The organism is Actinotignum inguinis (assembly GCF_051265835.1).
GTDB classification, from domain to species: Bacteria; Actinomycetota; Actinomycetes; order Actinomycetales; family Actinomycetaceae; genus Actinotignum; species Actinotignum timonense.
Map to the genome: position 1 here is coordinate 65,045 of NZ_JBOZDP010000003.1, position 23,773 is coordinate 88,817.

The following is a 23,773-nucleotide window of genomic DNA, read 5'->3' on the forward strand; positions in this document are numbered from 1 at the left end:
CCGTTTAATCCGCGAGGAGCCCCTCGGCGCGCAGCGCTTCTGCCAGTTCCGCGATCTGCGCCGCGGAGGCCCCCACCAGGGGTAGGCGCAGAGTTGCCGAGGGGATAATCCCGAGGAGCTTGAGCGCCTCTTTGGCCATAACGGCGCCCTGGCCGCTGCCCATAATCGCGGAAATAATATGGCGCTGCGCGGCAGCTTCCCGGCGGGCGGCGGGCAGATCCCCGGCATCGACCTGCTCCACCAGGGCTCGCAGGCGCGCCGCAATAACGTGCCCGGCCACCGAAATCACCCCGGAGGCACCGTGGGCGAGCCAGGCGAAATTGAGGGCGTCGTCCCCCGAGTAATACTCCAGGCCGGTACGCGCCATTTTCACGAAACCGCCCGCCACGTCCCCGGTGGCATCTTTGACGGCGAGGATGCGCGGATGCTCCGCTAGCCGTAGCAGCGTATCCAGTTCGAGCCGCACCCCGGTGCGCCCCGGGATGTCGTAAACCATGACGGGCAGATCGGTTGCTTCCGTCACGTTCAAAATATGCTGGTACACGCCCTCTTGGGAGGGGCGGTTGTAATACGGGGCGACGACGAGCAGCCCCTGCGCCCCACTTTTTTCGGCACCGCGGGCAATGCGCACGGCGTGGGCGGTGTCATTAGAACCGGCACCGGCAATGACCCTGGCGCGATCCCCCACCGCCGCGCACACTTCCCGCACCAGTACATCTTTTTCGGGCTGGTGCGTGGTGGGAGATTCCCCGGTGGTGCCCGAGAGGAGCAGGGCATCACACCCCTGGTCCACGAGGGTGGTGGCCAGCGCCACCGCGGCATCAACATCCAAGGAGCCGTCGGCATGGAAAGGGGTCACCATCGCAACGCTGACGGATCCGAAACTGCGTGAAGGCAAAGTGTGCTCGTCCATGGGCTCAGCCTATCGTCCCCAGCTCATATACTGCTCTAATCCCACCTGCACGCCCGGATGCTGGTCAATGCCGCGGATAGCGAGGAGCACTCCGGGCATAAACGATTCGCGGGTGAAAGAATCCTGGCGCAAAGTGAGCTGTTCGCCCGGGTTACCCAACAGCACCGTTTCGTGGGCATTCAGGCCCCGTAAGCGCACCGCGTGTACCGGGATGCCTGCAATTTTCTCCCCGCGGGCGGGCGCCGGCCCACAGGTCGCATCGGGGGCGGGTGCGCATCCGGCCGCCGCCCGGGCCGCCGCAATTTTCTCCGCGGTGGCGCGCGCCGTTCCCGAGGGAGCATCCACTTTATCGGGATGGTGCATTTCCACCACTTCGACGGATTCGAAATACGGGGCGGCCATTTCCGCGAACATCATGGTGAGCACGGCGCTCAAACCGAAATTCGGGGCGATGAGCACATGGCGCCCCGTTTCCTTGGCCACGGCCTCAATACGCGCGATTTTTTCCGGGGTCCATCCTGTTGCCCCGACGACGGCGTGGCAGCCGTTGGTCAGGAGGGCTCGCACGGTATCTTCCGTGGCATCGGGAACGGTGAAGTCCACTCCCACGGTAGCGCCCGCCAGGGTCTGGGCGTTGATGGGATCGTCCTTAGTGATCCGGGCGGTCAGGTTCATATCGGGGGCGGCGGTGACGGCGGTGCACACGGTGCTCCCCATCCGTCCCGCCGCTCCCACCACAGCTACGTTGATAGTCATACCGTCCATGCTACGTGGCCTGGATAGACTAGGTGTTATGAGTTTTGGATATGAGCACAGCTCGGAACGTTACGATGCCCGCGGCGGGCGGGACTACCGGGGAGGCCGGGGCCCGCGCGGGAGCCGGGATCGCCAATATGACCGTCGGGGTAGGCGGGGCGGGGCGCCCCGTGAACGGCGCGAATTTGCGCGGGTCGAAGGAGACGACGTCGACCTTATCGACCGCCTCCACGAACTGGACGGACGCAATTACCCTGCCTACAAGTCTGTTATCGGCGATTACGACTACGGCATGTACACGGTGCATATTGATCGGGTGCAATCCGATCCCTACGCCCCGCCGTCCGCGCTGCGGGTGACGGCCGATCCGGCGAAGGTGGGGATTCCCGCTGATTTGCTCACCACTCCGGAGCAGCGCCTGGCTGTTGCTGATTTCCTGGCCCGTACTTTTGCGGAACGCGCCCGCCATTCTCGCGATATTTCCATCGCGAAAGTGGGGCAAGAAATTCTGGAGCGCTCCAGCGCTACCGTTTTCGCCAATCACGTAGAGCTGCGTTTCCAATGCCATTTCCCAGCGCAGGGGCGCACGATCCTCGGGCATGCCATGGCCCAAACCGCCGATGAGTACCTTCCCGAGATCATCGAAGCCACGCTCAATTTCTCCTCCGAAGGGGAAGAATTCGCGGCTCACCTGGACGCGTTACGTAAACATGTGGAAACGTATGAGGATTATCTCGCCCTTCAGGACGTGATTCGGGAGCGCGGCTGGATTGGTTTTATTAACGACGGCGCAGTACTGGTGCGCCGGTCGGGTATTTCCGATCTACCTTTGAGTGACGCCATTGCTTTCTCCAGCCCGGAGAATTTGCGCGAAAGCGTGCAGCTGCCCCATGCCGGTGAGGTGACCGGCATGCCGGTTATTCCGGGTATTACGGTGATTGTTGGCGGGGGCTACCACGGCAAGTCCACGCTGCTCTCCGCGTTGGAGCGCAGTGTTTACCCACATATTCCCGGGGATGGGCGCGAGCTGGTCGCCATGGATCCCAGCGCGGTGAAGGTGCGTGCCGCCGATGGACGCTGGGTGACCGGTGTGGATGTTTCCGCTTTCATCAATTCCCTGCCCGATGGCACAGATACCACTGATTTTTCCACCGAGAATGCTTCGGGTTCTACTTCGCAGGCCGCCGCAATTGCCGAGTCCATTGAGGCCGGTTCGCGGGTCTTGCTTATTGACGAGGACACCTCGGCCACCAATCTTATGATTCGTGATGAGCGGATGCGTGCCCTGGTGCCGGCAAACCAGGAACCAATTACGCCTTTTGTGGATCGGATTGCTGGTATGGCGCGCGCCGGTATTTCCACCATTATGGTCATGGGTGGCTCGGGCGATTATTTGGATGCCGCGGATCGGGTGCTCCTCATGGACCACTATGTGTGCCACGATGTTACGGAGCAGGCCCGGGAGGTTGCCGCGGCGCACCCGCGGGAGCGCAATGATATTGCCGAGTTTACGCACCCGGCGCCGCGCTACCCGCTCCCCCTCAAGGCCCACGGAGTCAAGGCGAAAACGAAGTCGCGCGGGGTGGATCTTATTTCTCTGGATCGCGCTGATATTGATCTCAGCGATGTGCCCCAGATTGTGGATCCGGGCCAGACCGCTGCGATTGCCTGGGCGATTCGCTCCCTGACCGACCCCACCCGTGCCCTGTGCCTGCGCGGCAAATACACCGTTCCGGAAGGTATTGCGCGGCTGGAGGAGACCATTGCCACGCACGGCCTGGATGCCCTGGGGGCCGGCGAAAAACCGGCCTTCCTGGCCCGGCCGCGCGCGGTGGATATTGCCGCGGCGCTCAACCGCTACCGCACCCTCAAGGTGGTGCACGCCCCGGTGGGCGAACCGGCCACGAGCGAGCCCGCGGCGGATGCGAGGGAAGCGGACGGCGCGGAGGCTGGGGCGGCCGCGCCGTCCGCCCCAAGTGCGGGCTCCGCACCCAGTGCTCCGTCTGCCCCGTCCGCACCATCGAGTGACAGCGCCCCGTCGGCGCCCAGCCCGGAGTACGCCGAATAGCCGGAAACCGACCGGAGAATTAGCGGCCCAGCGGAGCGCCCGCTAGTTCTCCGGCCCGACGGTTACGCACGAACGCTGGCCTGCCGCAATGCGGCGGGCCAGCTCGTTTATATCTGCGGCGCGCACGGCGCGAGCCCGGCGCAGGTGTTCCTCATGCGAAATGAGGCTGCCGCGCACCAGCTCCGAGGTGCCGAGTCGAGTCATGGCGGTGCCCACCCGTTCGGCGTCGAACACAATATCGGCGCGCAGGCGCCGGAAGGCGGATTCCGTTTCTTCTTCGCTCACGCCGTCGCGGGCGAGGCGATCCAATTCGGTCATCATGAGCTCGCGCACGGTGCCCACATTATGCGGGGCGCAGCCGGCCGCCAGGCAGAACATGCCGCCTTCGCGGTAGCTGATCGGGAAGGAATAGGTCGAGTAGGCCAGGGCGCGCCGTTCCCGAATTTCCTGGAAGAGTCGCGAGGAGGTTCCTCCGCCCAGAATCGCATTGAGGGCGAGCAAGGTGGGCAGGTCCTCGCTGGTCAAGCTCAGCCCCGGCATCCCCACGATAACCGCCGCCTGCTCCACTTCTTTCGGAACGTGCAGCTCCCGTGCTTCCTGATAGACGATAGGCGGGGCGATACGGCGCGGGTGAGCATCGCGCTCCGTGCTCAGGTCCCAGCCTCCGGCGCTCAGCGCCTCCACCGCCAGTTCGCATAGCTTGTCGTGATCGACGGCGCCCGCGGCAACCACCACCACCTCATCGGGATGATAGACCCCGTGATAGTGCTCGAGGAGCGCCTCGTGTTGGAGGGCCCGCACCGTCTGCGCCGTTCCCCCAACGGGGCGCGCCAGCGGGTGATCCCCGAAGACCAACTGCGGGATTTTTTCCATGGCGGTATCGGTAGCGTCGTCGGCATACATGGCGAGTTCTTCGAGGATAACGCCGCGTTCCACCGCGAAATCTTCGGCGCTGAGGGTCGCGCTGGTGAGCATATCGGCGAGGATATCGATGGCCTGGGGTAGGTCCTCGTCAAAAATATGGCCGTGATAGTGGGTGTATTGCTTCGAGGTGGCCGCGTTGAATCCCCCGCCCAGGTAGTCCGTTTCTCGCGAAATATCGAGGGAGCTGCGCCGCTTCGTGCCTTTGAACAGCAGGTGCTCGAGGAAATGGGTGGATCCTTGGGTTTCGGCCACTTCGTCGCGAGACCCGGCGCCCACCCACATGCTGACGTAGGTGGAGTGAATATGGGGCAGGCGGTAGCTGAGGACACGGAGCCCGCCGGGGAGGACGGTGCGGCGTAGGAGTGCGCCGTCGTCGTCAATATTGAGACTGGCGCCCGCGTTAAGCGGAAGGGGCAGTTCGCTATACATCATGGGAATACTTTTCTGGATAGTTACGCAAACTCCCCGAACGTCCGGAAACATTCGGGGAGTTCACTATGCCTTAGCGCCCGTGGACGCGGGTTTTAGTCTTCGTCCGTGTGGACGGTGCGACGACGCCGCCGCGAGCCGCGACTTCCACGCGAACCGCGGCTCGAGCTGGAGTCAGCATCGGAGTCGTCTGCCGAGGGCGCGCTGGGCGCCGAGGACTCACTGCGCCGGCGCGAACGGGAACGCGCACGGGGCTGCCGCGGGGCGCTCTCCTCCGCTTCGCCGTGAGCGCCGTTATCGCCCTGATCGGAGCTTTCCGCTTCGGCGTTCGCTTCGCCTTCCGGAACGACCGCTTCCAGGGAGATCTTGCCGCGATCATCGATTTCGCCGATTTCGACCTCGACCTTGTCGCCCACGTTGAGGACATCTTCCACGTTCTCCACGCGCTTGCCACCCACGAGGCGGCGAATCTGGGAGATGTGGAGGAGGCCGTCGCGGCCCGGGGTGAGGGAGATGAACGCGCCGAAGGTGGTGGTCTTGACCACGGTGCCCACGTAGCGTTCGCCCACTTCGGGGAGCTGCGGGTTGGCGATGGAATTGACGGTGTCGCGGGCGGCTTCCGCGGAAGCGCCGTCGGCAGCACCGATGAAGACGGTGCCGTCATCCTCGATGGTGATTTCCGCGCCGGTATCTTCCTGGATCTGGTTGATCATCTTACCCTTGGGGCCGATGACTTCGCCGATCTTATCCACCGGGATCTTCACGGTGAGGATACGGGGGGCGGTAGGCGCCATCTCATCGGGGCCGTCAATGGCCTGGTTCATGAGATCGAGGATGGCCAGGCGGGCGTCACGGGCCTGGGACAGCGCGGCGGAGAGGACTTCCGCGGGGATGCCGTCCAGCTTGGTGTCCAGCTGCAGCGCGGTCACGTAGTCGCGGGTGCCGGCCACCTTGAAGTCCATATCGCCCAGGGCGTCTTCCGCACCGAGAATATCGGTGAGGGTCACGTACTTGGTTTCCCCGTCGATCTGAGCGGAGATGAGGCCCATGGCGATACCGGCAACCGGGGCCTTGAGCGGCACACCCGCGTTGAGCAGGGACATCGTGGAGGCACACACGGAGCCCATGGAGGACGAGCCGTTCGAGCCCATCGTCTCGGAGACCTGGCGGATCGCGTAGGGGAATTCCTCGCGGCTAGGCAGCTGGGATTCCAGCGCCATTTCGGCCAGATGCCCGTGCCCGATTTCGCGGCGCTTGGGGCTGCCCACGCGCCCGGTTTCGCCGGTGCAGTAGGGCGGGAAGTTGTAGTGGTGGATGTAGCGCTTGTGGGTAATCGGGGAAAGATTATCCAGCGGCTGCTCCATCTTGAGCATATTGAGGGTGGTCACCCCGAGGATCTGGGTTTCGCCACGCTGGAAGATCGCCGAGCCGTGCACGCGCGGCAGCACGCCGGCCTGCGCGGATATCGAGCGAATATCGGTGGGGCGGCGCCCGTCCATACGCACGTTTTCGGTGAGGACGTGGCGGCGCATGACTTCCTTGAAGTGGTCATTGACCGCGGCAGCGAGCCCGGGGCCGTCTTCTTCCAGGTTGAACTGGGCATCGGCGGGCACCGTCAGTTCGGAAACGATCTGATCGGTGAGGTCATTGAGCGCGGTATCGCGCTCCACCTTGTCCACAATCCCGAGGATAGTGTTGAAACGATCACCGAGAACATTCCCGACGGCCTCAAACTGGGCGTCAGTGTAATTCGGGAAGAAGGGGTAGTCCGCGGTGGGCTTCCCGCATTCGTTAATGAGGCTGAGCTGCGCTTCGCAGAGGGTGCGGATAACGCCCTTGGCAGCTTCCAGACCCTGGGTAATAACCTCTTCGGTGGGGGCAATACCACCGGTGGCCACGTTCGCTTCCGTTTGTTCGGGAGCTTGGGCCTCCACCATGGTGATGGCGACGTCGTCCCCAACAATGCGCCCGGCAATATCCATGGAGAAGGTGGCGCGCGCCATTTCCGACCAACGCGGGAAGGCGATCCACTGCCCGTCCACGAGGGACACGCGGGTGCCGCCAACCGGCCCGGCGAAGGGCAGATCCGTCAGCGAGGTGGACAGGGATGCGGCGTTGATCGCAAGAACGTCGTAGGCATCATCCGGGTGGATGGAGAGCACGGTTTCCACGATCTGCACTTCGTTACGCATGCCCTTGGTAAAAAGCGGGCGCAGCGGGCGGTCGATGAGGCGGGCGGCCAGAATGGCGTCCGTACCGGGCCGGCCTTCGCGGCGGAAGAAGGAGCCGGGAATTTTACCGGCCGCGTAGGAACGTTCTTCCACGTCCACCGTCAGCGGAAAGAAATCGAAGTGTTCCTTCGGGCTTTTCGAGGCGGTGGTGGCGGAGAAAACGGTGGTTTCCCCGTCCAGGTAGGCCAGGGCGGCGCCGTTGGCCTGCTGGGCTAGCAGCCCGGTTTCGAATCGAATGGTACGTGTTCCAAAGGAGCCGTTATCAACAACGGCTTCCACACTATGAATATTGGGACCCTCCACGGGACCTCCTTTTATTTCGGCCGCGAGGCGGCCATCAGTGGTAATTCACGAAAACGGGCCCTAGCGTTCCCGCCTTCGTCAACCATCACCGAAGACCACGTTCGCGGTACTCCACATGTTGGGGTGCGTAGGCGCACCGCACCCTGTCTATCGTAATGCCCGAGTAAGCAGCTGAGCGCCGCGCACAGTTCACTTGCGGCGATGCTGAGCCACTTCTCACGCCTGCGGGCATACGGAAAGCGGCCCGGGATGAAACCCGAGCCGCTTGAAGTACTTATCGACGCAAGCCGAGGCGTGCGATCAGCGACCGGTACCGCTCGATATCTTCCTCAGCGAGGTAGCTGAGAAGGCGGCGGCGCTGGCCGATAAGAAGCATGAGGCCACGACGCGAATGGTGGTCGTGGATGTGCGAGCGGAAGTGCTCCGTCAGCTGCGAAATACGAGCCGAGAGCAGGGCCACCTGCACTTCGGGGGAACCGGTATCGCCCTCGTGCGTGGCGTATTCGGCAATGATCTTCTGCTTTTCTTCAGGCTTGAGGGCCATGCGATTCTCCTTAGTTTCCGTTGCACGGAGCTCCGGGGCATGTTCTCCCAGGCATGACGCTACCGTGGCCGATGTAAACGGCCTGAAAATTCTAGCACACGGCGACGACGCCCCGCACTGGCGTATCCGCCAGTGCGGGTGTGGCCTTCCCCGCTTTCCCTTTGCCAGTCGGTGGTGGTGACCGCGCGGTGGGACTGACGGAGCTGACGGGGCAGGCCGGGCGGTAGGCATTTACAACGGGTCGGAGGTGGGGCCTGACGGGACTGACCCGACGGTGGGGCTGGCGGGGCGCTACGAGCGGTCCACGAAGCCGCTGAGCACCATATTGACGAGGGAGACCACAATCCCGCCGAAGAGCGCCGCCCAGAAGCTGCCCACCACCAGGTGCACCGCCAAGCCCTGGGAGGCCCAGGCGGTAAGCGAGATCATCGCCGCGTTAATCACCAGGGAGAATAGCCCGAGGGTGAGGATATAGAGCGGGAAAGACAGGAATTTCAAGATTGGGCGGATGACCGCGTTGAGAATGGCAAGAATGAGGCCAGCCACCACGAACCATCCGATAAGACGGAGCGTATCGGGGGCCTCCCCCACCATTGCCAGACCGGGAATGAGGAGCGTGGCCACCCACAGCGCAACAGCATTGATGGCGACGCGAAGAGCGAATGTACTCATGCACCTACCCTAGCGAATGCGGCCCGCTGTTTGCTGACGGTGCAGGCGGCGCTAGGCTTGCACGGCGCCGGGTGGGACGCGGCCGGCGGGAGGAACACCCAGACGATCCGCCGTTTCTAAAACGTCAAGGTCGATGCGGGCCAGCAGTTCGTCCACCGATCCGAATGTGAGCATGGGGCGGATGCGGGAGACGAAATCGATACTGATGGGCTCCCCGTAGAGGTTGAGGTCGCTACGCCCGAGCACGTGGGCTTCCACGGTGCGTTCCTGGCCATCGAATTGGGGATTGGTGCCCACGGAGATGGCGGCCGGGAGGTATTCTTCAGCGCTGCCGCCCGGCACGCGGCGCACCAGCCACCCTGCGTAAACGCCGTCAGCCGGAACTTCACCCAGGTCCTCCCCGCTGAGATTGGCGGTGGGGAATCCCAATTCGCGTCCGCGGCGCGCCCCGTGTACCACGGTGCCGTGGATACGGTGCGGGCGCCCCAGGATCTGCGCGGCATGATCAACGTTGCCGGTGGCGAGCGCGGCGCGCACCCGGGTGGAGGACCACCGTTCCCCCGCCGCATCGCACCGCTCACCTACGATTTCCACGCCGAAACCCAGCTCCGTGCTGAGGGAGCGTAGTATCGCCTCGTCCCCAGTGTTCCCCGCCCCGAATCGGGCATCATGCCCGACCACCACGAAGCCGGCCCGGAGTTGGCCCACCAGCTGGTCCCGTACAAATTCTGCGGCGGTGGCGCGGGCGTAGGCGGCGTCGTAATGCTGAAGGTAAAGCGCATCCACACCCAGCGTTTCAATGCGGTTAATACGATCTTGCAGGCTCATAACGAGGCGAATATGGGCCTCGGGGCGGTGGACGGTGGCCGGATGGGGATCAAACGTGAGAACAATAACGGGCCAGCCGAGTTCCCGGCCAATATCAACGGCGCGGGTGAGCACGGCACGGTGCCCACGGTGGACGCCGTCGTACACCCCGAAAGTCACGACGCTCCGGTCAAAATCCGGCGAAATATCTGAAGGAGATGTCCAAATCTGCACGTTCTCCAGGGTAGCTTATTCGCCCCGTTATCCCACCCGCGCAAAAACCAGAATTTTTTGCGCACCCGGACTTGACATTTTTATGCCACGGGGCGGGGTCTTCCGCGCCCCGTATGCCCCAAAATCACCGCGATTTTCCAGATAAACTGGTGTGCGAAGAAAGCGTGCGCAGCGTCGGGCAGCCAGGTTACGGTGCCCCGGGCCTGCGCGCAGAACAGCTGTGGCGATGGGAGGCACCAATGGCACGATTTGTGAGCGCCGGTGAAGCGCTTGTGGACATCATTATCCGTGAGGGAGAAAGCGGACCCGGCACCGAGGTCGTGGGCGGCTCACTTCTCAATGTGGCATCCGGCGTCGCCCGGCTCGGTCAGCACGTGGAGCTCGCTACCTGGTTCGGGCGTGATGAGCGCGGGGAACGGATTGCCGCGCAGGCCGCCGCTATGGGTGTGGAGATCGTCCCCGGGTCGGACGGCGCCAGCCGCACCACTACCGCGAGCGCCTTCCTCGACGCGGAGGGCCGGGCGCGTTATGAATTCGACGTCGAATCGGACTTCCCCGAGATCCCGGATCCGGATACGGTGGGCCACCTGCACTGCGGCTCGTACTCTGCGGTGGTGGGTGCCTCGAGCAAGAAGATTTTACGCGCCGTCAAGCGCCAGGCACTGACCGGCACGGTCTCTTACGATCCCAATGCCCGCCCGGATCTTATGGGTTCTCCCGAAAAGGTGCGGGAGAGCATTGAGGAACTGGTGGCGCTGTGCGATGTGGTCAAGGCCTCCGATGAGGATCTTGAATGGCTCTACCCGGGTGAACCGGTGGAGCGAATTATGCGCCGGTGGGTTACCTCCGGGCCGGGCATGGTGGTGGTCACCCGCGGGCCGTGGGGTGCTTATGTCAAGCTGGCCGGGGAGCGCGATATGCTCGTCGTCGATCCGCTCAATGTGGAGCTGGGCGACACGGTGGGCGCCGGTGATTCTTTCATGGCCGGGATGTTGGCCGGGCTGCTGGAAGCCGGGCTCCTCGGATCGGTGGAAGCCAAGCAGCGCCTGCGCGCCGCCCACTTCTCCGACGTGCGCCCCGCCCTGCACCAGGCGGTTATTACGGCGGGGCTAACCGTCAGCCACGACGGTGCCTACTCCCCCACTCCCGCGGAGGTTGACACCGTCCGCACCGGTGATCCGGCGCTGCGATAAAAATAATGCGTTAGGAAAACTGCCGGCATCCCGGATATGAGCGCGCTCCTGCCGAGTGTGCACGAGTGCGCAAAAGCGCGCACCGGCGCGCACGCGTGCTAACAGAACAACGGTGGCGCCTGCCGCGGGGAATATCCCGAGCGGCGGGCGCCACCGTTATTGTCCGAACTATTACTTCGCGACTATTGAGCAGTCACGTCGCGACTGCTAGCCGTTACATTACGGCTATTCACGCCTGCGTAGCAGCCACGTCGCGCCTACTCAGCGCTTACTTCGCCGCGTTGATCCAGCTGAGGGGCAACTTCGTGAAGTACAAGCCCTGCATCTCGCGTTCCCAGAGCAAACCGAGATCGCCATCGGGCATAATCGCCATGCACTGGTACACATAATGCGCCGGGTTGAAGGTGCGTGAGGCAATCCAGCTTCGGCCTCCGTCTTCCGACAGGCGCAGCACGCCACGTCCCCGGTAGGGGCGCAGCTGAGCAGCGTTCGCAAAGATCACCCGTTCGGGGCAATCTACGGTCGGCCACATCACCGCATTGGGCTGGCAGAAGATCTCGGGGATGGCATCAATAAAGTAGACGTCGCCCCATGTTTCCCCGCCGTCCTCGCTGATGCTGGCCGCGATTTTCCCGCTCGGATGCTGATTGCGCATGAGCATAAGCACAGAGCCATCAGCTCGCTCGATAAGGGTGGATTCGTGGGTTGCAGCTTTTTCAGTATCCAGCGTGCGCCCCTCGATCTGGCGCCCCTCAAAGATGCGCCCGTCGTTGGGGGATGCGCCGCGTTTCCAGGTTTCCCCGCCGTCGTCCGAATAGACGACCGCGGCGGAGAAGTACGTGGTGTGCACACCGTTGAAGTAAATCGGCATCACGAGCCGCCCGCGGTGCTTCTTACCTTCCAACTGAATTCCATTCCCCGGGGAGGTACCGCAGAAGGACATCCACTCTTCTTTCACCTCGTGGCTGAGGTTACGGGGCGCCGACCACGTGGCGCCGTCGTCGTCAGAATAAATCATCTGAAGGTAGCAGGTGCGCTTCGTCAGCAAGGTCTGGTGCGGGTCTTCGCCGTCGGCAAGGAAAACGTTCCCTCCCGGCGTCTCCGCCCCGTCGCTTAGCACCGTCACGTCGCCGCGGCGGGAAATTCGGTAGGGTGCCGCCTGGCCTTCGGCATCGATAACACTGCCGTCGGGGAGCCAGGTAAAGCTCGCCCCGTTCCCATCGTGGAGGATGAAATTCCCGTCCCTATCGAGGCCGATTCCGGCTTCCGCGTTTGGCTGCCCCATCCCACCGGGGAAATGATCAATGAGCACAATAAGGCGCCCGGTGTTTTTATCCTGAACCACGCAGGAATCGATCACGGAAGCACCGCTTGCCCCGTGTCCCGGATAGGTCAGCACCGTCTGGAGATCTTCCCAGGTTTCCCCACTGTCGAAGGAACGCCGGATCGTGAAGTTAATAGAATTCGGTGAATCATTAGCAATCGTTTCGCGTTGATCAGCACCCGCGACGACGACGCCCGATTGCAAGGTGATAAGCGAGGGGATCCGGTAACTTACCGAGTTGTGAAACCCGGCATCGAACAGACACTGGGTTTCCAGCGGCGGAACAGAAGAAAGCTTCTTAATCTGCGCATCATTGAGGATCGTAGAATACACGGCGGCATTACGCACTTCGCCGAAGAGGCGCGAACCGGCGGTGTCCTGCCCGATAACGATCTCATCGCAAGCCGAAACCGCATCAAAGAAGGCTTGACCGGGCAGGTGGGCCTCCATGAAGCCATCCACGTAAATCTGAACGGCGCCGTGCCCCACGCGCAGCACCACATCATGCCACCGGCCTTCATCCCAGTGGCCTTCGGCGAGGAAGGTGCGCCATTCGCCCCGTTGGCCTAGCACCCGATATTCGATACCGCGTTCGGTCACCGATACATTCAGTTGCTCAACGCCGTTACCGGCCGCCGCGAGCATCGTTCCGTGCTGCCCCGGCCCGCGCACCCGGTAGCGCAAAAACACGCTGCCCGCGCGTAGCTCTGCCACATCGGCCACGTCATAGTCGGAGAGGTGGGAGGCCGCGAACTCAATCAGGGGTTCGGGGGCCGGACTGAGGGCCAGAATATCGCCACTGCTGAGAACATGGTCATAGCTTTCTAGTCCGCGAATATCGGTTCCCGGAGCGCACACGCTCTCGAGGGCGCTTGATCCCGGTACCGCTGCCGGAGAAAGGTCCGCGGTTGTGGAGAAGCACTGGTATCCATCCAGGTAGATTTTCGCACCGGCGGAGCTGGAGGTAATTGCCACGGTGTGCCAGGTACGGTCACTCACCGTTGCGGTATCCTCCATATCCAGGGCAAATTCCATCGTCTCATTCGATCCGGCTAGGAATAAGCTCCCGGCCTTGATTGAGAGCACCCAGCCCTTTTCCGCTCCGCGAACAGCAACGAGATCGCCATCCATCCCGGCGCGGAACTGGAACATCCAGCTCACACCAACCGTCGCCTTATCCATGTTGTTTCCTTTCTTTTCGCATCATTGCGACACTGCCGTGTACATGGTGCGCCTTTATTATTTTTATTGCGTTATATGGCGTTATTTGATGAGCTGAGCAGGGTAATCGAGCAGCCACGCTCGCGGAACTTCCGTGTAGTAGAGGCCCTGCCATTCACGTTCCCACAGCAGCCCGATATTCCCGTTGGGCAGCTCCACCATGGCCTGGTAGACGTACCGCCCCGCCTGGAAGGTTCGCGAATTCTTCCAGGTCCGGCCACCATCATTTGAGTAGCGCAGCACGCCTTGGCCACGGAAGGGCAAGCGAGCCGAGGCATTAGCGAAGAGCACCTCGTTGGTATGCCCAGACAGGTTCTTCGCTGCCGGCAAGCTGAAAATATCGGGGGTGTTCTTATCAAATTCGGGAGCGCTCCATGTTGCCCCGCCGTCCGTGGAACGCGCCACCGCGATACGCCCGCCCGGATTCGAATTTCGCATATACATGGTCAGTTCGTTCTCACCGGTTTGCACCACGGCGGATTCATGGAGGGAGGCCCTCCCCTGCCGCACCGTCTGGGAGTTGATCGCCCCGCCGTTGAAGACCCGCACATCATTCGGGGAAGTGGAGCGCTGCCAGGTGGCGCCGTCGTCGTCAGAATAAACAACGGCACTGGAATACACCGTTGCTACCGCGTTTGAATAGTAGATCGGAACAACTAAGCGTCCATCGTGTTCCCCACCGTGGATCTGCATAGCCGACCCGGGGCTGGTGCCAATGAATTTCATCCAGTCTTCTTTGACCTGGTTGTTGAGGTGCCGCGGTGCGCTCCAGGTGGCGCCGTCATCATCCGAGTGCATCTCCACCAGGTACGCGGTGGGCTGCATATATAAGCCGTTGGGGACCTTCTGCGACAGCGGATCGTACACATTATTGACGCGTTCGCCCTTGAGGGTAACGGTGCCGTCCTCCGCCACCGCATAATCGGTGCGCCCGCCCTGCGTATCCGTAACAACGCCGTCTTTGAGGGCAAAAGTGGTACCGGTGGCGCTGCTCAACGCGAGGGAACCATCCGGGTTCATTCCGGTTCCCACATGATTATTCGGTTGGCCCACCCCGCCCGGATAAAGATCAACAAGCAGCGTGATCCTTCCGGTTTTTTCGTTCTGTACCATCGAGGAATCGATAACCGAGGCCGCTTGCTTCCCGCTTCCAGGAAGATTCACCAGCGTGCGCAGCGGCGACCAGGTTTTCCCGTTATCCGTTGAGCGGCGCAGCACGAGGTTAATATCATTCGGGCTGTCATAGGCATTCGGCACGCGCTGGTCAGCTGTGGCGAGCAAAGTTCCCTGGCGTGTGCGCAATAACGCGGGGATCCGGTAGCTCGCCGCACCCTCATATCCACTATCAAAAAGGGCGAATTCCCCGGGGTTGCTATACCCCCTCAGAGTCTTGACTTCAGCATCGTTGAGAGCACCGTCAAAGACGCGCAGGCGGGCATGTTCCAGCACCACGTTGTTGATCGTATTTAACGAATGTGCGGGGAGATTCTTACGTCCGATGAGTGTTCCGTTGGCGTAAACCTTACTTGCGTCACCATCAACGACGACGGCGACACTTGTCTGCGCGGACTGGGTCCACGTACCCGGAATCGAGATTCGCTCCCCTCCCTGGGCCAGGCTGAGATCATCCTCGCTCACCGAAAGTTCCTGAACGGAGGTCTCACCACGGCACAGGGCCGCACTTGCGCTTGTCTGCGGGTCAATATCGTAGAGGTAGGTGATTTTTCCTTTACCTGCGGCGGTTCGCACCGCTTCCGGCACCTCCGCACGGGAATCGGCCACCGTCAGGATCGGTTCAGGTGCGGGGGAAAGTTGCGCCACCTCGGAGGGCGTGACGGGAGTATCGAAGACCCGCAGCCGGCTCACCGTTCCCGCGAATCCCCACTGTTTCCCATGGGAGTCATAGTTAGCCCCGAGGCGCAGCGAATCCAGGCCGTCCACATCATCGAAGAAACTCGTCGAGGTAGTGGAAAAGACCTGCTGCCCGTCCAGGTAGAGGGCGGTATTCTCCCCCGTCACGTTCACCACTGCCGTGTGCTCGCGCCCGTCATTGACCGGGCCGGCATCTTCAGCATCGGCTTTGGCCAACCATCCTTTCCCGGATTCGGGTTCATTGCGCACTTCCCAGTAGAGATGGCCGTGCCGCAGCGCGAGGGTGAGATTCGTGGACTCTTCCGTGGAATTCGATGCACTGAGGAGGGCCGCGGAACCGGAATCCTGGGTTGTGGAGAACGTTACCGCCACCGCACCCTCAGTGAGATTTTTCACTTTTCCAATATATGCGCCAAGGTCCTGGCCGGGATCACCCTCAGCTTGTTCATAACGATTGTCAATATCAATAATGGCGCCAGAAACTGCCCCCTCAGTATCGGCCAAGGCGTCCGGAACCACGGCGGCAAGCCCGCCCGCGACCACGAGGGCACCGGCAACGCCAAGGCTCTGAATTTTTTCTCGCATATGACCCATAAGGTCTCCTTCTCCCTCCACCACATCATGGCGGGAATCCCGCAATATCGCGGGTTTATCGTATTTATTTTCCCCTTGGCAAAGAGAACGCAAACGCGGGGACGCTGTGACTAATTCACCAATTGTCTGACAGGTTAGCAATGTCATTTCACTTTGCACAAGGACGGCACTGAGTAATTTCTTAACCATCGCTTGCGCAGCTCAAAGCATGAGCGTAGTTTATTCCCGTTGTCAGACAACCGAAGTTCAACAACTATTTTCAATGATGAAATACTCAGGAAGGGCACCGATATGAGTGAGCCGCATTCCCCAACAACATCCCGACCAAAGCGCTGGTACCAGTATCTTTCGCGTGAAGATTGGAAAGCTTTTTTCGCCGCTTGGCTAGGCGTACTTCTGGATGGCTACGATTTCGTGCTCATCGCCTTCGCTCTTCCCGCTATCAAAGAAACATTTGACCTTTCCCTGGTCCAAAGCGCTTCGCTCATTTCTGCCGCCTTTATTAGCCGGTGGCTCGGTGGTCTGGTGTTGGGCGCCATTGGTGACCGGTACGGCCGCAAGCCCGCAATGATCCTCTCCATCTTCATGTTTGCCTTCGGATCCATTGCATGCGCGCTCGCCCCGAATTTCTGGATTCTCTTCGTTTTGCGCCTCATCATCGGCTTTGCGATGGCCGGTGAATACTCAGCATCAGCTGCCTACGTCATCGAATCCTGGCCGCGCCATATGCGCAATAAGGCTTCCGGTTTCCTCCTGTCCGGCTACGCGTTCGGGGTTATTGCGGCAGCTCAGGTCGATAAATACTTCGTCACTTGGGTTGATTCCATCCATCCCGGCTGGGGCTGGCGCGCCCTCTTCCTCACCGGCGTGGTACCCATCGCCATCGCGATTTACATGCGCAAAACCCTCCCCGAAGCGAACGACTGGGAAGAAGCGAAGAACAAGGGACACGTTGAAAAGAACGACATGCTTTCCGTTCTTTTTGGTGGCAAGCTCAAGTTCGTCAATTACGCCGCGGTGATTATTGCCTCCGTTGCGCTGCTTCTTATCTTCACCCAAAGCGTGTCCGGCGGCGTCGTCATCACCGCGCTGGGGCTCATCTGCGCGGTTATTTTCATTTACTTCATTATCCAGTTCGACCCGAACCGCTGGGTTATTGGCATCGCCATTATGGTGACGATTTTCGCCTCCTTCATGTACACCTGGCCGATTCAGGGTCTGCTGCCGACCTACCTCCAGGGTGTGGGTATGGATCAGAAGCTGGTTGCGAATGTGGTGTCCTTCGCCGGGCTCGGTAACGCGTGCGGGTACATTATCGCGGGCTTCGCCGGTGATCGCTTCGGGATGCGCCGCTGGTACGTTATTTCGCTGCTACTTTCCCAAGCAATTGTCTTCCCGCTCTTCATGCAGGGCGGCGAATATGTGGTGCTGGTCGCTGCCTTGCTCTTCTTCCAGCAGATGTTCGGACAGGGCATTTCCGGTCTGCTCCCCAAGTGGGTATCCAGCTACTTCCCGGTGGACAAGCGCGCTGCCGGCCTTGGTTTTAGCTACAACGTCGGTGCTCTGGGCGGTGCGGTTGGCCCGGTTCTCGGCGCCGCGGTTGCGGCCAAGGTGTCCCTCGGTATGGCACTCGCTATTCTTTCCGTCGGTTTTGCCGCCATCGTCATGATCTCTATCGGTGCCAATATTCCGCGCCGCCTGCAAGAATTGGTAAATGCCGATGCCGTTCGTCCCGAGGACGGCGACGACGAAATTATTTTGGAAGGAAAATAAATGACACTCCCCTTCGTTGTTGGGGCTTATGCATCGCTCCCCGAACCCGCGTTGCAACCTGACTACTATCGTCTGCTGGCGGAGCAGGAATGGATCTCCGGAATCGAAATTCCTTTCCCCGGAGTCCTCGCCAGCGATGCCAAAGCCATCGCGGACATCATCGCCCCGCACTGGACGCTTAACACAATTACCGCGATTCCTGGCACCATGCAGAACGTCGGCAAGAACTCGGCTTTCGGACTGGCCTCCCCCGATGAGGAGGGCCGCGCGGCCGCTCTCGCTTTCGCACGCGAGATTCGCGACGCCGTTGCTTCTCTCGCTCAGCTCAGTGGCCGCCCCGTCATCACGAAGGTGCAGCTCCATTCGGCCCCCACCAAGCAGGCCGACGGCGCAGCTTTCCGCGCCTCCCTTGCCGAGCTATCGGAGTGGGATTGGTCCGGGGCAGTTCCCGTGATTGAGCATTGTGACCGCTATATCGAAGGTCAAGCTCCGGAAAAGGGCTTCCTTCCTCTCGAGGAAGAAATCGCCATCTGCCAGGAGCTGGGCCTGGGTATCCACATTAACTGGGGCCGCTCCGCACTTGAGGAACGCAGCGCGGATACTGCTTTCGCGCATATCGAGGCTTGCGCCCAGGCGGGTGTGCTCGCCGGCCTCATGTTCTCCGGGGCGGGCCCGGCAGAAACCCAGTACGGCTACTCCTGGATTGATGGGCATCTCCCCTCGCGGGCTGATGAGCCGACGTCGATTATGACGGCGGAGGAAATCACCCGCTGCGCCAATGCCGCTCGCGAGGGCGGGGCGCAGTATCTGGGTGCCAAGATCTGCGTGCCGGCCAATGCTTCCCTGCCCGAGCGCGTGGCCATGCTCGAGCATATCCACCGTGCCGCGGTAGCGAATTAACCGCACATTATCGCTAGCGCGTGCATCACCCCGCGCCGTCACCCGAGAGGTGCCGGCGCGGGGATTTTTATGCACCTACGTGCCTACGTATCTATGTATTTATGCGCCGGGCGGGAAGACGGTGGCCGGCCGGAAGGTATCCCTGTGCCGGCGTGCCACCGCAACAAGCTCATCGCCGTGCAGCAGGGCGACGGTGCCAGCTTCGCTTTCCGCGGCGGGTGCTTGTCCCGATACCGTTCCTGCGCCTACAGGACGCGATTGCGCCGTTCCTACGGCGGGGGCCACTGCTCTCCCCCGTGCCGCAAGGAACTGGCCGTGGCGCACGGATTCGGCTTCGGCTGCCGCAATCTGCACCGTCGGGAGAGCGCGGGCCGCCACCTGCGCCAATGGGATAACGGGGGGCTGCGCCCCGCCTTGCACCAGTTGCGCCAGTTCCGCTACGCTCACCGCCTCGTCTTGCCGGAAACCACCCACGCGGGTACGCCGCAGCGCGCTCATGAGGGCTGCGCTTCCCAACGCTATCCCGGTATCGCGGGCAAGAGCGCGCACATAAGTACCGGAGGAGCAGCTCACCTCCACATCAACATCCGCAACCGGCACAGCTCCTGCTTGAGCTTCGGCCCGCGCTGCACTATCGAGTTGCGCCGCACCATCAGCCAAAGCCGCGCAGTCCAGCACCGCCGCGCCACAGGTCGGCACCTGGCGCCAGCGAAGCTCCCCGCTCCGTTCCAGGCGGGCAATATGGATTGGCACCGCTTCGAGCACCACGTCCTGCCCGGCCCGGGCCAGGTCGTAGGCACGCTGCCCGGCGATCTTCTTGGCCGAATACGCGGAGGGCACCTGCGAGATATCACCTTGGAGGGAGGCGAGGGCAGCGTCGAGCTGCGCCGTCGTACCGGAAAAACCTGGGGCGGATGTGACGGTACCGGTGCAATCCTCGGTATCGGAGCCGATGCCGAGCGTGAACGTGGCCCGGTAATCTTTATCGGCCCCGCTCAGGTAGGTGAGGAGTCGAGTACCGGCGCCGATACCCACCACGAGCACCCCGGTGGCCATCGGGTCGAGCGTACCTGCGTGTCCCACTTTACGGGTGCCGCATAGACGGCGCAGCGCGGCAACGACATCGTGCGAGGTAACCCCGGCTGGTTTATCAATAACCAGGACGCCGCTCGGCGCTGGATGCTGCGCGCGGGGCAGATTAGGCCAGGGATTCTGGCGCATCGGTTTCATGGGATGCCTCAGGCGCTAACGGTGCGGCGGTACCCGACGGAGCGACGGGGCCCGACGGTGCGGCGGGAGTAAACGGCGCGACGGGGCCCGATGGTGCACCGGTACCGGACGGTGCGGCGGCGCCGTCGTCCTCCGTTACTTCGCGGGGCTTGCGGTAAGGATCAGCCTCCCCCGCGTATTCCTTCCCCTCCGCGTTGCGCGCCAGTTCGGCGTCACGGTGCAGGGCCGCGGCCAGCACGTCCTCAAAAGTGCGGGCCCCTTCGGGTAGTTCGTCGGCCACGAATTCCAGGGTCGGGGTGAGCCGCAAGCCGAGCTGGCGCCCCACTTCCGAGCGCAGCGCACCCTTGGCTGCCTCCAGCCCGCGGGCGGCGTCTTTCACCTGGTGCTCATGCCCGATGGCGGTGAAGAATACGGTGGCGTGCTGGAGGTCGCCGGTCACGCGGGTATCGGTGATGGTCACCATATTCAGCCGCGGGTCTTTCATACGGGTGTTAATGGTTTGCGCCACGATCTGCTGGATACGTTTCGCCACCCGTTCCGCACGGGGATTAGCCATCTTCGTCTCCTTTATTGCTGGTGGATATGCTGCGGCCCGCCAGCGCCAGTGGCGAGCCGGCGGGCCGCAACGTTCCTTAGGACAGCCCCTTAGCTACGGGCCTTCTCCTGCATCTCGAAGGTTTCAATAATGTCGCCTTCGTGAATATCGCGGTAGCCGAGCGTAATGCCGCATTCGTAGCCTTCGCGCACTTCGGTAACATCGTCCTTTTCGCGGCGCAGCGAGACAATTTCGAGCTCGGGTTGTACCACGACGCCGTCGCGTACCAACCGGGCCTTCGCCCCGCGCTTGATCGCACCGGTGCGGACAATGGAGCCGGCAATCGTGCCGGCCTTGCCCGAGCGGAAGAGCTGGCGCACTTCGGCGCTGCCCAGCTGAACTTCCTCGAGAACGGGCTTGAGCATGCCCTTGAGGGCCGCTTCCACTTCCTCGATGGCCTGGTAAATGACCGAGTAGAACTTCATCTCCACGCCTTCGCGTTCGGCCATATCGGCCACGCGTTCGGCGGGGCGCACGTTGAAGCCGATAATGACGGCGTTATCAACGGTTGCGAGATTGACGTCGTTCTGGGTGATGGCGCCCACGCCTCGGTGGATGATCTGCAGCGCCACTTCGTCATCGACCTCAATATCGAGGAGCGAGGATTCCAGCGCTTCCACGGCGCCGGAAGAATCGCCCTTGATAATAAGGTTGAGCGTTTCGACGCTGCCTTCCTTGAGGACATCCCCAAGGTTCTCCAGCGAAACACGCTTACGACGCCGCGCCAGTGAAGCCGCCCGCTGGGCCGATTCGCGCTGTTCGGCAATCTGGCGTGCGGTGCGTTCGTCGTCTGCCACGAGGAAAGCATCCCCGGCGGAGGGCACCGCGTCCAAACCGAGCACCTGGACCGGCATGGAGGGGCCGGCTTCCTTGACCGGGTTGCCGCTGGCATCGAACATGGCGCGCACGCGCCCGTGGGCAATACCCACCACGATGGGATCGGAAATCCGCAGCGTACCGGTTTGCACCAGGGCGGTAATCACCGAGCCGCGGCCCTGATCGAGCTTCGCTTCGATGGCAACACCGCGCGCGGTGCGATCCGGATTTGCCTTGAGTTCCAGTTCGGCATCAGCCACGTAAAGGATGGCTTCGAGCAGATCGTCGATGCCGATACGCTGCTTGGCCGACACGTCGAGGAACATGGTATCCCCGCCGTATTCTTCGGCGATGAGGCCGTATTCGGTCAGCTGGCTGCGCACCTTCTGCGGGTTGGCACCCTCCACGTCGATCTTATTGACCGCAACGATGATCTTCACACCCGCGGATTGCGCGTGGTTGATAGCTTCCACCGTCTGGGGCATCACGCCATCATCCGCGGCGACCACGAGGATCGCAATGTCGGTAATATCCGCACCGCGGGCACGCATCTGGGTGAAGGCTTCGTGACCGGGGGTATCGATGAACGTGATCGCCCGGGTTTCACCTTCGTATTCGATATCAGTCTGGAAAGCACCGATGGCCTGGGTAATACCGCCCGATTCGGTACCTTCCACCCGCGAATGGCGGAACGCATCGAGAAGCTTGGTTTTACCGTGGTCCACGTGGCCCATCACGGTAACAACCGGGGGACGCGGCTTGAGGTTCTCTTCGTCTTCCAGGAGCTCTTCTTCTTCGAGGTTAATATCGAAGCTCTCCAGGATTTCACGATCCTCATCTTCGGCGGAGAGAACTTCCACCTCGTAGCCGAGTTCAGCGCCCAGCAGCTTGAAGGTATCTTCGTCCAGCGACTGGTTCATCGTGGCCATTTCACCCATGCGGAAGAGCACGGTAATGAGGGCCGCCGAGGACGCACCGATACGTTCGGCGAAGTCCGCCAGCGAAGCACCCTGGCGCAAGCGCACCACGGTGGAGCCATCCCCGCGAGGAACCTGGACGCCGGAAAGCATCGGCGAGGACTGTGCTTCGTATTCTTCGCGCCGGGTCCGCTTGGATTTGCGGCCCCCGCTGCCTCCGCGACGCCCGAAAGCACCGGCGGTGGAGCCACCGCGCGAACGCCCGCCACTGCGGGTGAAACCGCCCGTGGGCCGGCCTTGCCCGCCACGATTCTGACCGCCACCAGCAGGGCCACGCCCGCGGCCACCGCCGCGACCGCCCCGCCCGGAGGACGGAGCACCGGCCATCTGGTTGGGCATCATCGCCGGTGAGGGACGCGAACCACCGTGCCCGCGCCCGCCACCGGAGCGCTGCCCGCCGCCGTGGTTGTTCTGATGCGCGCCTTGATGCGCACCGGGGCGGGGAGTCCCCGCATTCTTGCGCCCGCCACCGGGACGGGGCATGCCCTGCGACGTGGCATACGGATTATTGCCGGGCCGCGGGCCGCGCCCACCACCCGGGCGGGGCATACCCTGCGAAGTGGCGTAGGGATTATTACCGGGGCGCGGGGTGCGCTGATCAGCTTCGGCACGCGCGGCCTTGGCGGATTTCACCGCGCCGCGCGGAGTAGGAATATTGGAACGGCCGACGTGCCCCGTTTCCTGGGGCTTAGCGCCGCCGTGAGAGGCAGCGGAGCCCTGGGCGGAAGCCGCTTCCCCGGACTTGCCGGAGGGTACGGGAGCGCCGGGCTTGGGAGCCGGTTTCGGCGTGGCTTGCTGCGAGCCGGGCTTGCCGGGCTTCGGGGCTGCCCCGCCGTGCGCACCAGCTGCGGCACCAGGTTTAGGTGCACCGGTGCCGGTAGCGGTTCCGGCGTTCGCGCCGACGCCACCTGCCACCGCGGCAGGGGTGGGCGCCGCGGCGCTATCCGCATGCTGCTTGGCCGGGGCCGGCTTCGGGCCGGGTTTGGGTGCACCGGCGCCAGCGGTACCGGCGGCATCGGATTTCGCGGCGGCCTTCGCCTGCGCCGTCACATCGACAATCGAGGCCGAACCGGCGGGCATATCCACCGCATCGGGGGCCACAGGGTGCTTACGAACCGGCTTACGTGGGGCCGGCTTGCCGCTCCCCTTGGATTCAACCAATTCGGGGTGCGCTTCAAAGTATTCACGTGCTTTACGCACAACAGGTGCCTCAATGGTGGACGAGGCAGATTTGACGAATTCGCCATTCTCCTTGAGCGTGGCCAGCAGCTTCTTGCTGGTCACCCCCAGTTCCTTGGCGAGTTCATGGACGCGGACTTTTGCCACAGTTCTCCTTCGTTGGGCCCGGCAAAAGTGCGCGCGGACCCGTTAAATCCGGTTGTTCATCGTTGGGTACT

At 62.4% G+C, this 23,773-nt stretch carries 16 protein-coding genes; 4 read left to right on the plus strand and 12 right to left on the minus strand.

Annotation, left to right across the window (positions count from 1 at the left end; translation table 11 throughout):
- Positions 1-4: 4 nt before the first annotated feature.
- Positions 5-913 (minus strand): 4-hydroxy-tetrahydrodipicolinate synthase, encoded by a 909-nt coding sequence (dapA, locus tag ACRQFC_RS02925; RefSeq protein ID WP_284896741.1) that lies wholly within the window; start codon positions 911-913, stop codon positions 5-7.
- A 9-nt stretch (positions 914-922) separates the two neighbouring features.
- On the minus strand, positions 923-1,669 hold the full coding sequence (dapB, locus tag ACRQFC_RS02930) for a 4-hydroxy-tetrahydrodipicolinate reductase (RefSeq protein ID WP_284896740.1): 747 nt from the start codon (positions 1,667-1,669) through the stop codon (positions 923-925).
- Positions 1,670-1,706: 37 nt separating this feature from the next.
- Here dapB and ACRQFC_RS02935 point away from each other — a divergent pair, with 37 nt between their 5' ends.
- Positions 1,707-3,737 (plus strand): ABC-ATPase domain-containing protein, encoded by a 2,031-nt coding sequence (locus tag ACRQFC_RS02935; RefSeq protein ID WP_284896739.1) that lies wholly within the window; start codon positions 1,707-1,709, stop codon positions 3,735-3,737.
- Positions 3,738-3,779: 42 nt separating this feature from the next.
- Here the strand turns inward: ACRQFC_RS02935 and ACRQFC_RS02940 are convergent, their stop codons facing one another.
- The 5 genes from ACRQFC_RS02940 to ACRQFC_RS02960 all read right to left on the minus strand — a co-directional run bounded on the left by ACRQFC_RS02940 (position 3,780) and on the right by ACRQFC_RS02960 (position 9,881).
- Positions 3,780-5,093: a M16 family metallopeptidase gene (locus ACRQFC_RS02940; protein ID WP_284896738.1), complete on the minus strand. Its 1,314-nt coding sequence runs from the start codon at positions 5,091-5,093 to the stop codon at positions 3,780-3,782.
- A gap of 92 nt (positions 5,094-5,185) precedes the next feature.
- Entirely contained in the window at positions 5,186-7,624 is a 2,439-nt protein-coding gene (locus tag ACRQFC_RS02945) for a polyribonucleotide nucleotidyltransferase (protein WP_284896737.1), read from the minus strand.
- A gap of 274 nt (positions 7,625-7,898) precedes the next feature.
- Positions 7,899-8,168, minus strand: coding sequence for a 30S ribosomal protein S15 (rpsO, locus tag ACRQFC_RS02950; RefSeq protein WP_016442511.1), 270 nt, complete (start codon positions 8,166-8,168; stop codon positions 7,899-7,901).
- Positions 8,169-8,459: 291 nt separating this feature from the next.
- Entirely contained in the window at positions 8,460-8,840 is a 381-nt protein-coding gene (locus ACRQFC_RS02955) for a phage holin family protein (protein WP_026428556.1), read from the minus strand.
- Between the two features lie 51 nt (positions 8,841-8,891).
- Positions 8,892-9,881: a bifunctional riboflavin kinase/FAD synthetase gene (locus ACRQFC_RS02960; RefSeq protein ID WP_284883356.1), complete on the minus strand. Its 990-nt coding sequence runs from the start codon at positions 9,879-9,881 to the stop codon at positions 8,892-8,894.
- A 239-nt stretch (positions 9,882-10,120) separates the two neighbouring features.
- Between ACRQFC_RS02960 and ACRQFC_RS02965 the strand changes: the two genes are divergently transcribed.
- The gene (locus ACRQFC_RS02965; protein WP_026428554.1) at positions 10,121-11,074 is read left to right on the plus strand and encodes a PfkB family carbohydrate kinase; all 954 of its coding nucleotides are present in this window, start codon (positions 10,121-10,123) and stop codon (positions 11,072-11,074) included.
- A 268-nt stretch (positions 11,075-11,342) separates the two neighbouring features.
- On the opposite strand, the gene ACRQFC_RS02970 is transcribed toward ACRQFC_RS02965, so the two are convergent.
- On the minus strand, positions 11,343-13,580 hold the full coding sequence (locus ACRQFC_RS02970; RefSeq protein WP_284883357.1) for a sialidase family protein: 2,238 nt from the start codon (positions 13,578-13,580) through the stop codon (positions 11,343-11,345).
- 81 nt (positions 13,581-13,661) lie between these two features.
- Positions 13,662-16,085 carry a sialidase family protein gene (locus ACRQFC_RS02975; protein ID WP_284883358.1) on the minus strand — a complete coding sequence of 808 codons (2,424 nt, stop codon included), beginning with the start codon at positions 16,083-16,085 and terminating at the stop codon, positions 13,662-13,664.
- 291 nt (positions 16,086-16,376) lie between these two features.
- Between ACRQFC_RS02975 and ACRQFC_RS02980 the strand changes: the two genes are divergently transcribed.
- Positions 16,377-17,858, plus strand: a complete 1,482-nt coding sequence (locus ACRQFC_RS02980; protein WP_284883359.1) for an MFS transporter — start codon at positions 16,377-16,379, stop codon at positions 17,856-17,858.
- Positions 17,859-18,758, plus strand: coding sequence for a DUF4862 family protein (locus ACRQFC_RS02985; RefSeq protein ID WP_284896736.1), 900 nt, complete (start codon positions 17,859-17,861; stop codon positions 18,756-18,758). It begins immediately after the preceding gene.
- Positions 18,759-18,857: 99 nt separating this feature from the next.
- Here the strand turns inward: ACRQFC_RS02985 and truB are convergent, their stop codons facing one another.
- From truB to infB, 3 genes are all read right to left on the minus strand, one after another.
- Positions 18,858-19,988 (minus strand): tRNA pseudouridine(55) synthase TruB, encoded by a 1,131-nt coding sequence (gene truB / locus ACRQFC_RS02990; RefSeq protein ID WP_284896735.1) that lies wholly within the window; start codon positions 19,986-19,988, stop codon positions 18,858-18,860.
- Entirely contained in the window at positions 19,957-20,544 is a 588-nt protein-coding gene (gene rbfA / locus ACRQFC_RS02995) for a 30S ribosome-binding factor RbfA (protein ID WP_284896734.1), read from the minus strand. Before rbfA ends, truB begins: the two co-directional genes overlap by 32 nt.
- Positions 20,545-20,633: 89 nt before the next feature.
- The gene (gene infB / locus ACRQFC_RS03000; RefSeq protein WP_284896733.1) at positions 20,634-23,702 is read right to left on the minus strand and encodes a translation initiation factor IF-2; all 3,069 of its coding nucleotides are present in this window, start codon (positions 23,700-23,702) and stop codon (positions 20,634-20,636) included.
- Between the last annotated feature and the right edge of the window lie 71 nt (positions 23,703-23,773).

Coding starts and splice junctions, on each gene's coding strand:
- ACRQFC_RS02980 (WP_284883359.1), top strand. CDS start 16,377: ATGAGTGAGCCGCATTCCCCAACAACATCCCGACCAAAGCGCTGGTAC.
- ACRQFC_RS02940 (WP_284896738.1), bottom strand. CDS start 5,093: ATGATGTATAGCGAACTGCCCCTTCCGCTTAACGCGGGCGCCAGTCTC.
- dapA (WP_284896741.1), bottom strand. CDS start 913: ATGGACGAGCACACTTTGCCTTCACGCAGTTTCGGATCCGTCAGCGTT.
- ACRQFC_RS02955 (WP_026428556.1), bottom strand. CDS start 8,840: ATGAGTACATTCGCTCTTCGCGTCGCCATCAATGCTGTTGCGCTGTGG.
- ACRQFC_RS02985 (WP_284896736.1), top strand. CDS start 17,859: ATGACACTCCCCTTCGTTGTTGGGGCTTATGCATCGCTCCCCGAACCC.
- rpsO (WP_016442511.1), bottom strand. CDS start 8,168: ATGGCCCTCAAGCCTGAAGAAAAGCAGAAGATCATTGCCGAATACGCC.
- ACRQFC_RS02965 (WP_026428554.1), top strand. CDS start 10,121: ATGGCACGATTTGTGAGCGCCGGTGAAGCGCTTGTGGACATCATTATC.
- ACRQFC_RS02970 (WP_284883357.1), bottom strand. CDS start 13,580: ATGGATAAGGCGACGGTTGGTGTGAGCTGGATGTTCCAGTTCCGCGCC.
- ACRQFC_RS02935 (WP_284896739.1), top strand. CDS start 1,707: ATGAGTTTTGGATATGAGCACAGCTCGGAACGTTACGATGCCCGCGGC.
- rbfA (WP_284896734.1), bottom strand. CDS start 20,544: ATGGCTAATCCCCGTGCGGAACGGGTGGCGAAACGTATCCAGCAGATC.
- truB (WP_284896735.1), bottom strand. CDS start 19,988: ATGAAACCGATGCGCCAGAATCCCTGGCCTAATCTGCCCCGCGCGCAG.
- dapB (WP_284896740.1), bottom strand. CDS start 1,669: ATGACTATCAACGTAGCTGTGGTGGGAGCGGCGGGACGGATGGGGAGC.
- ACRQFC_RS02975 (WP_284883358.1), bottom strand. CDS start 16,085: ATGGGTCATATGCGAGAAAAAATTCAGAGCCTTGGCGTTGCCGGTGCC.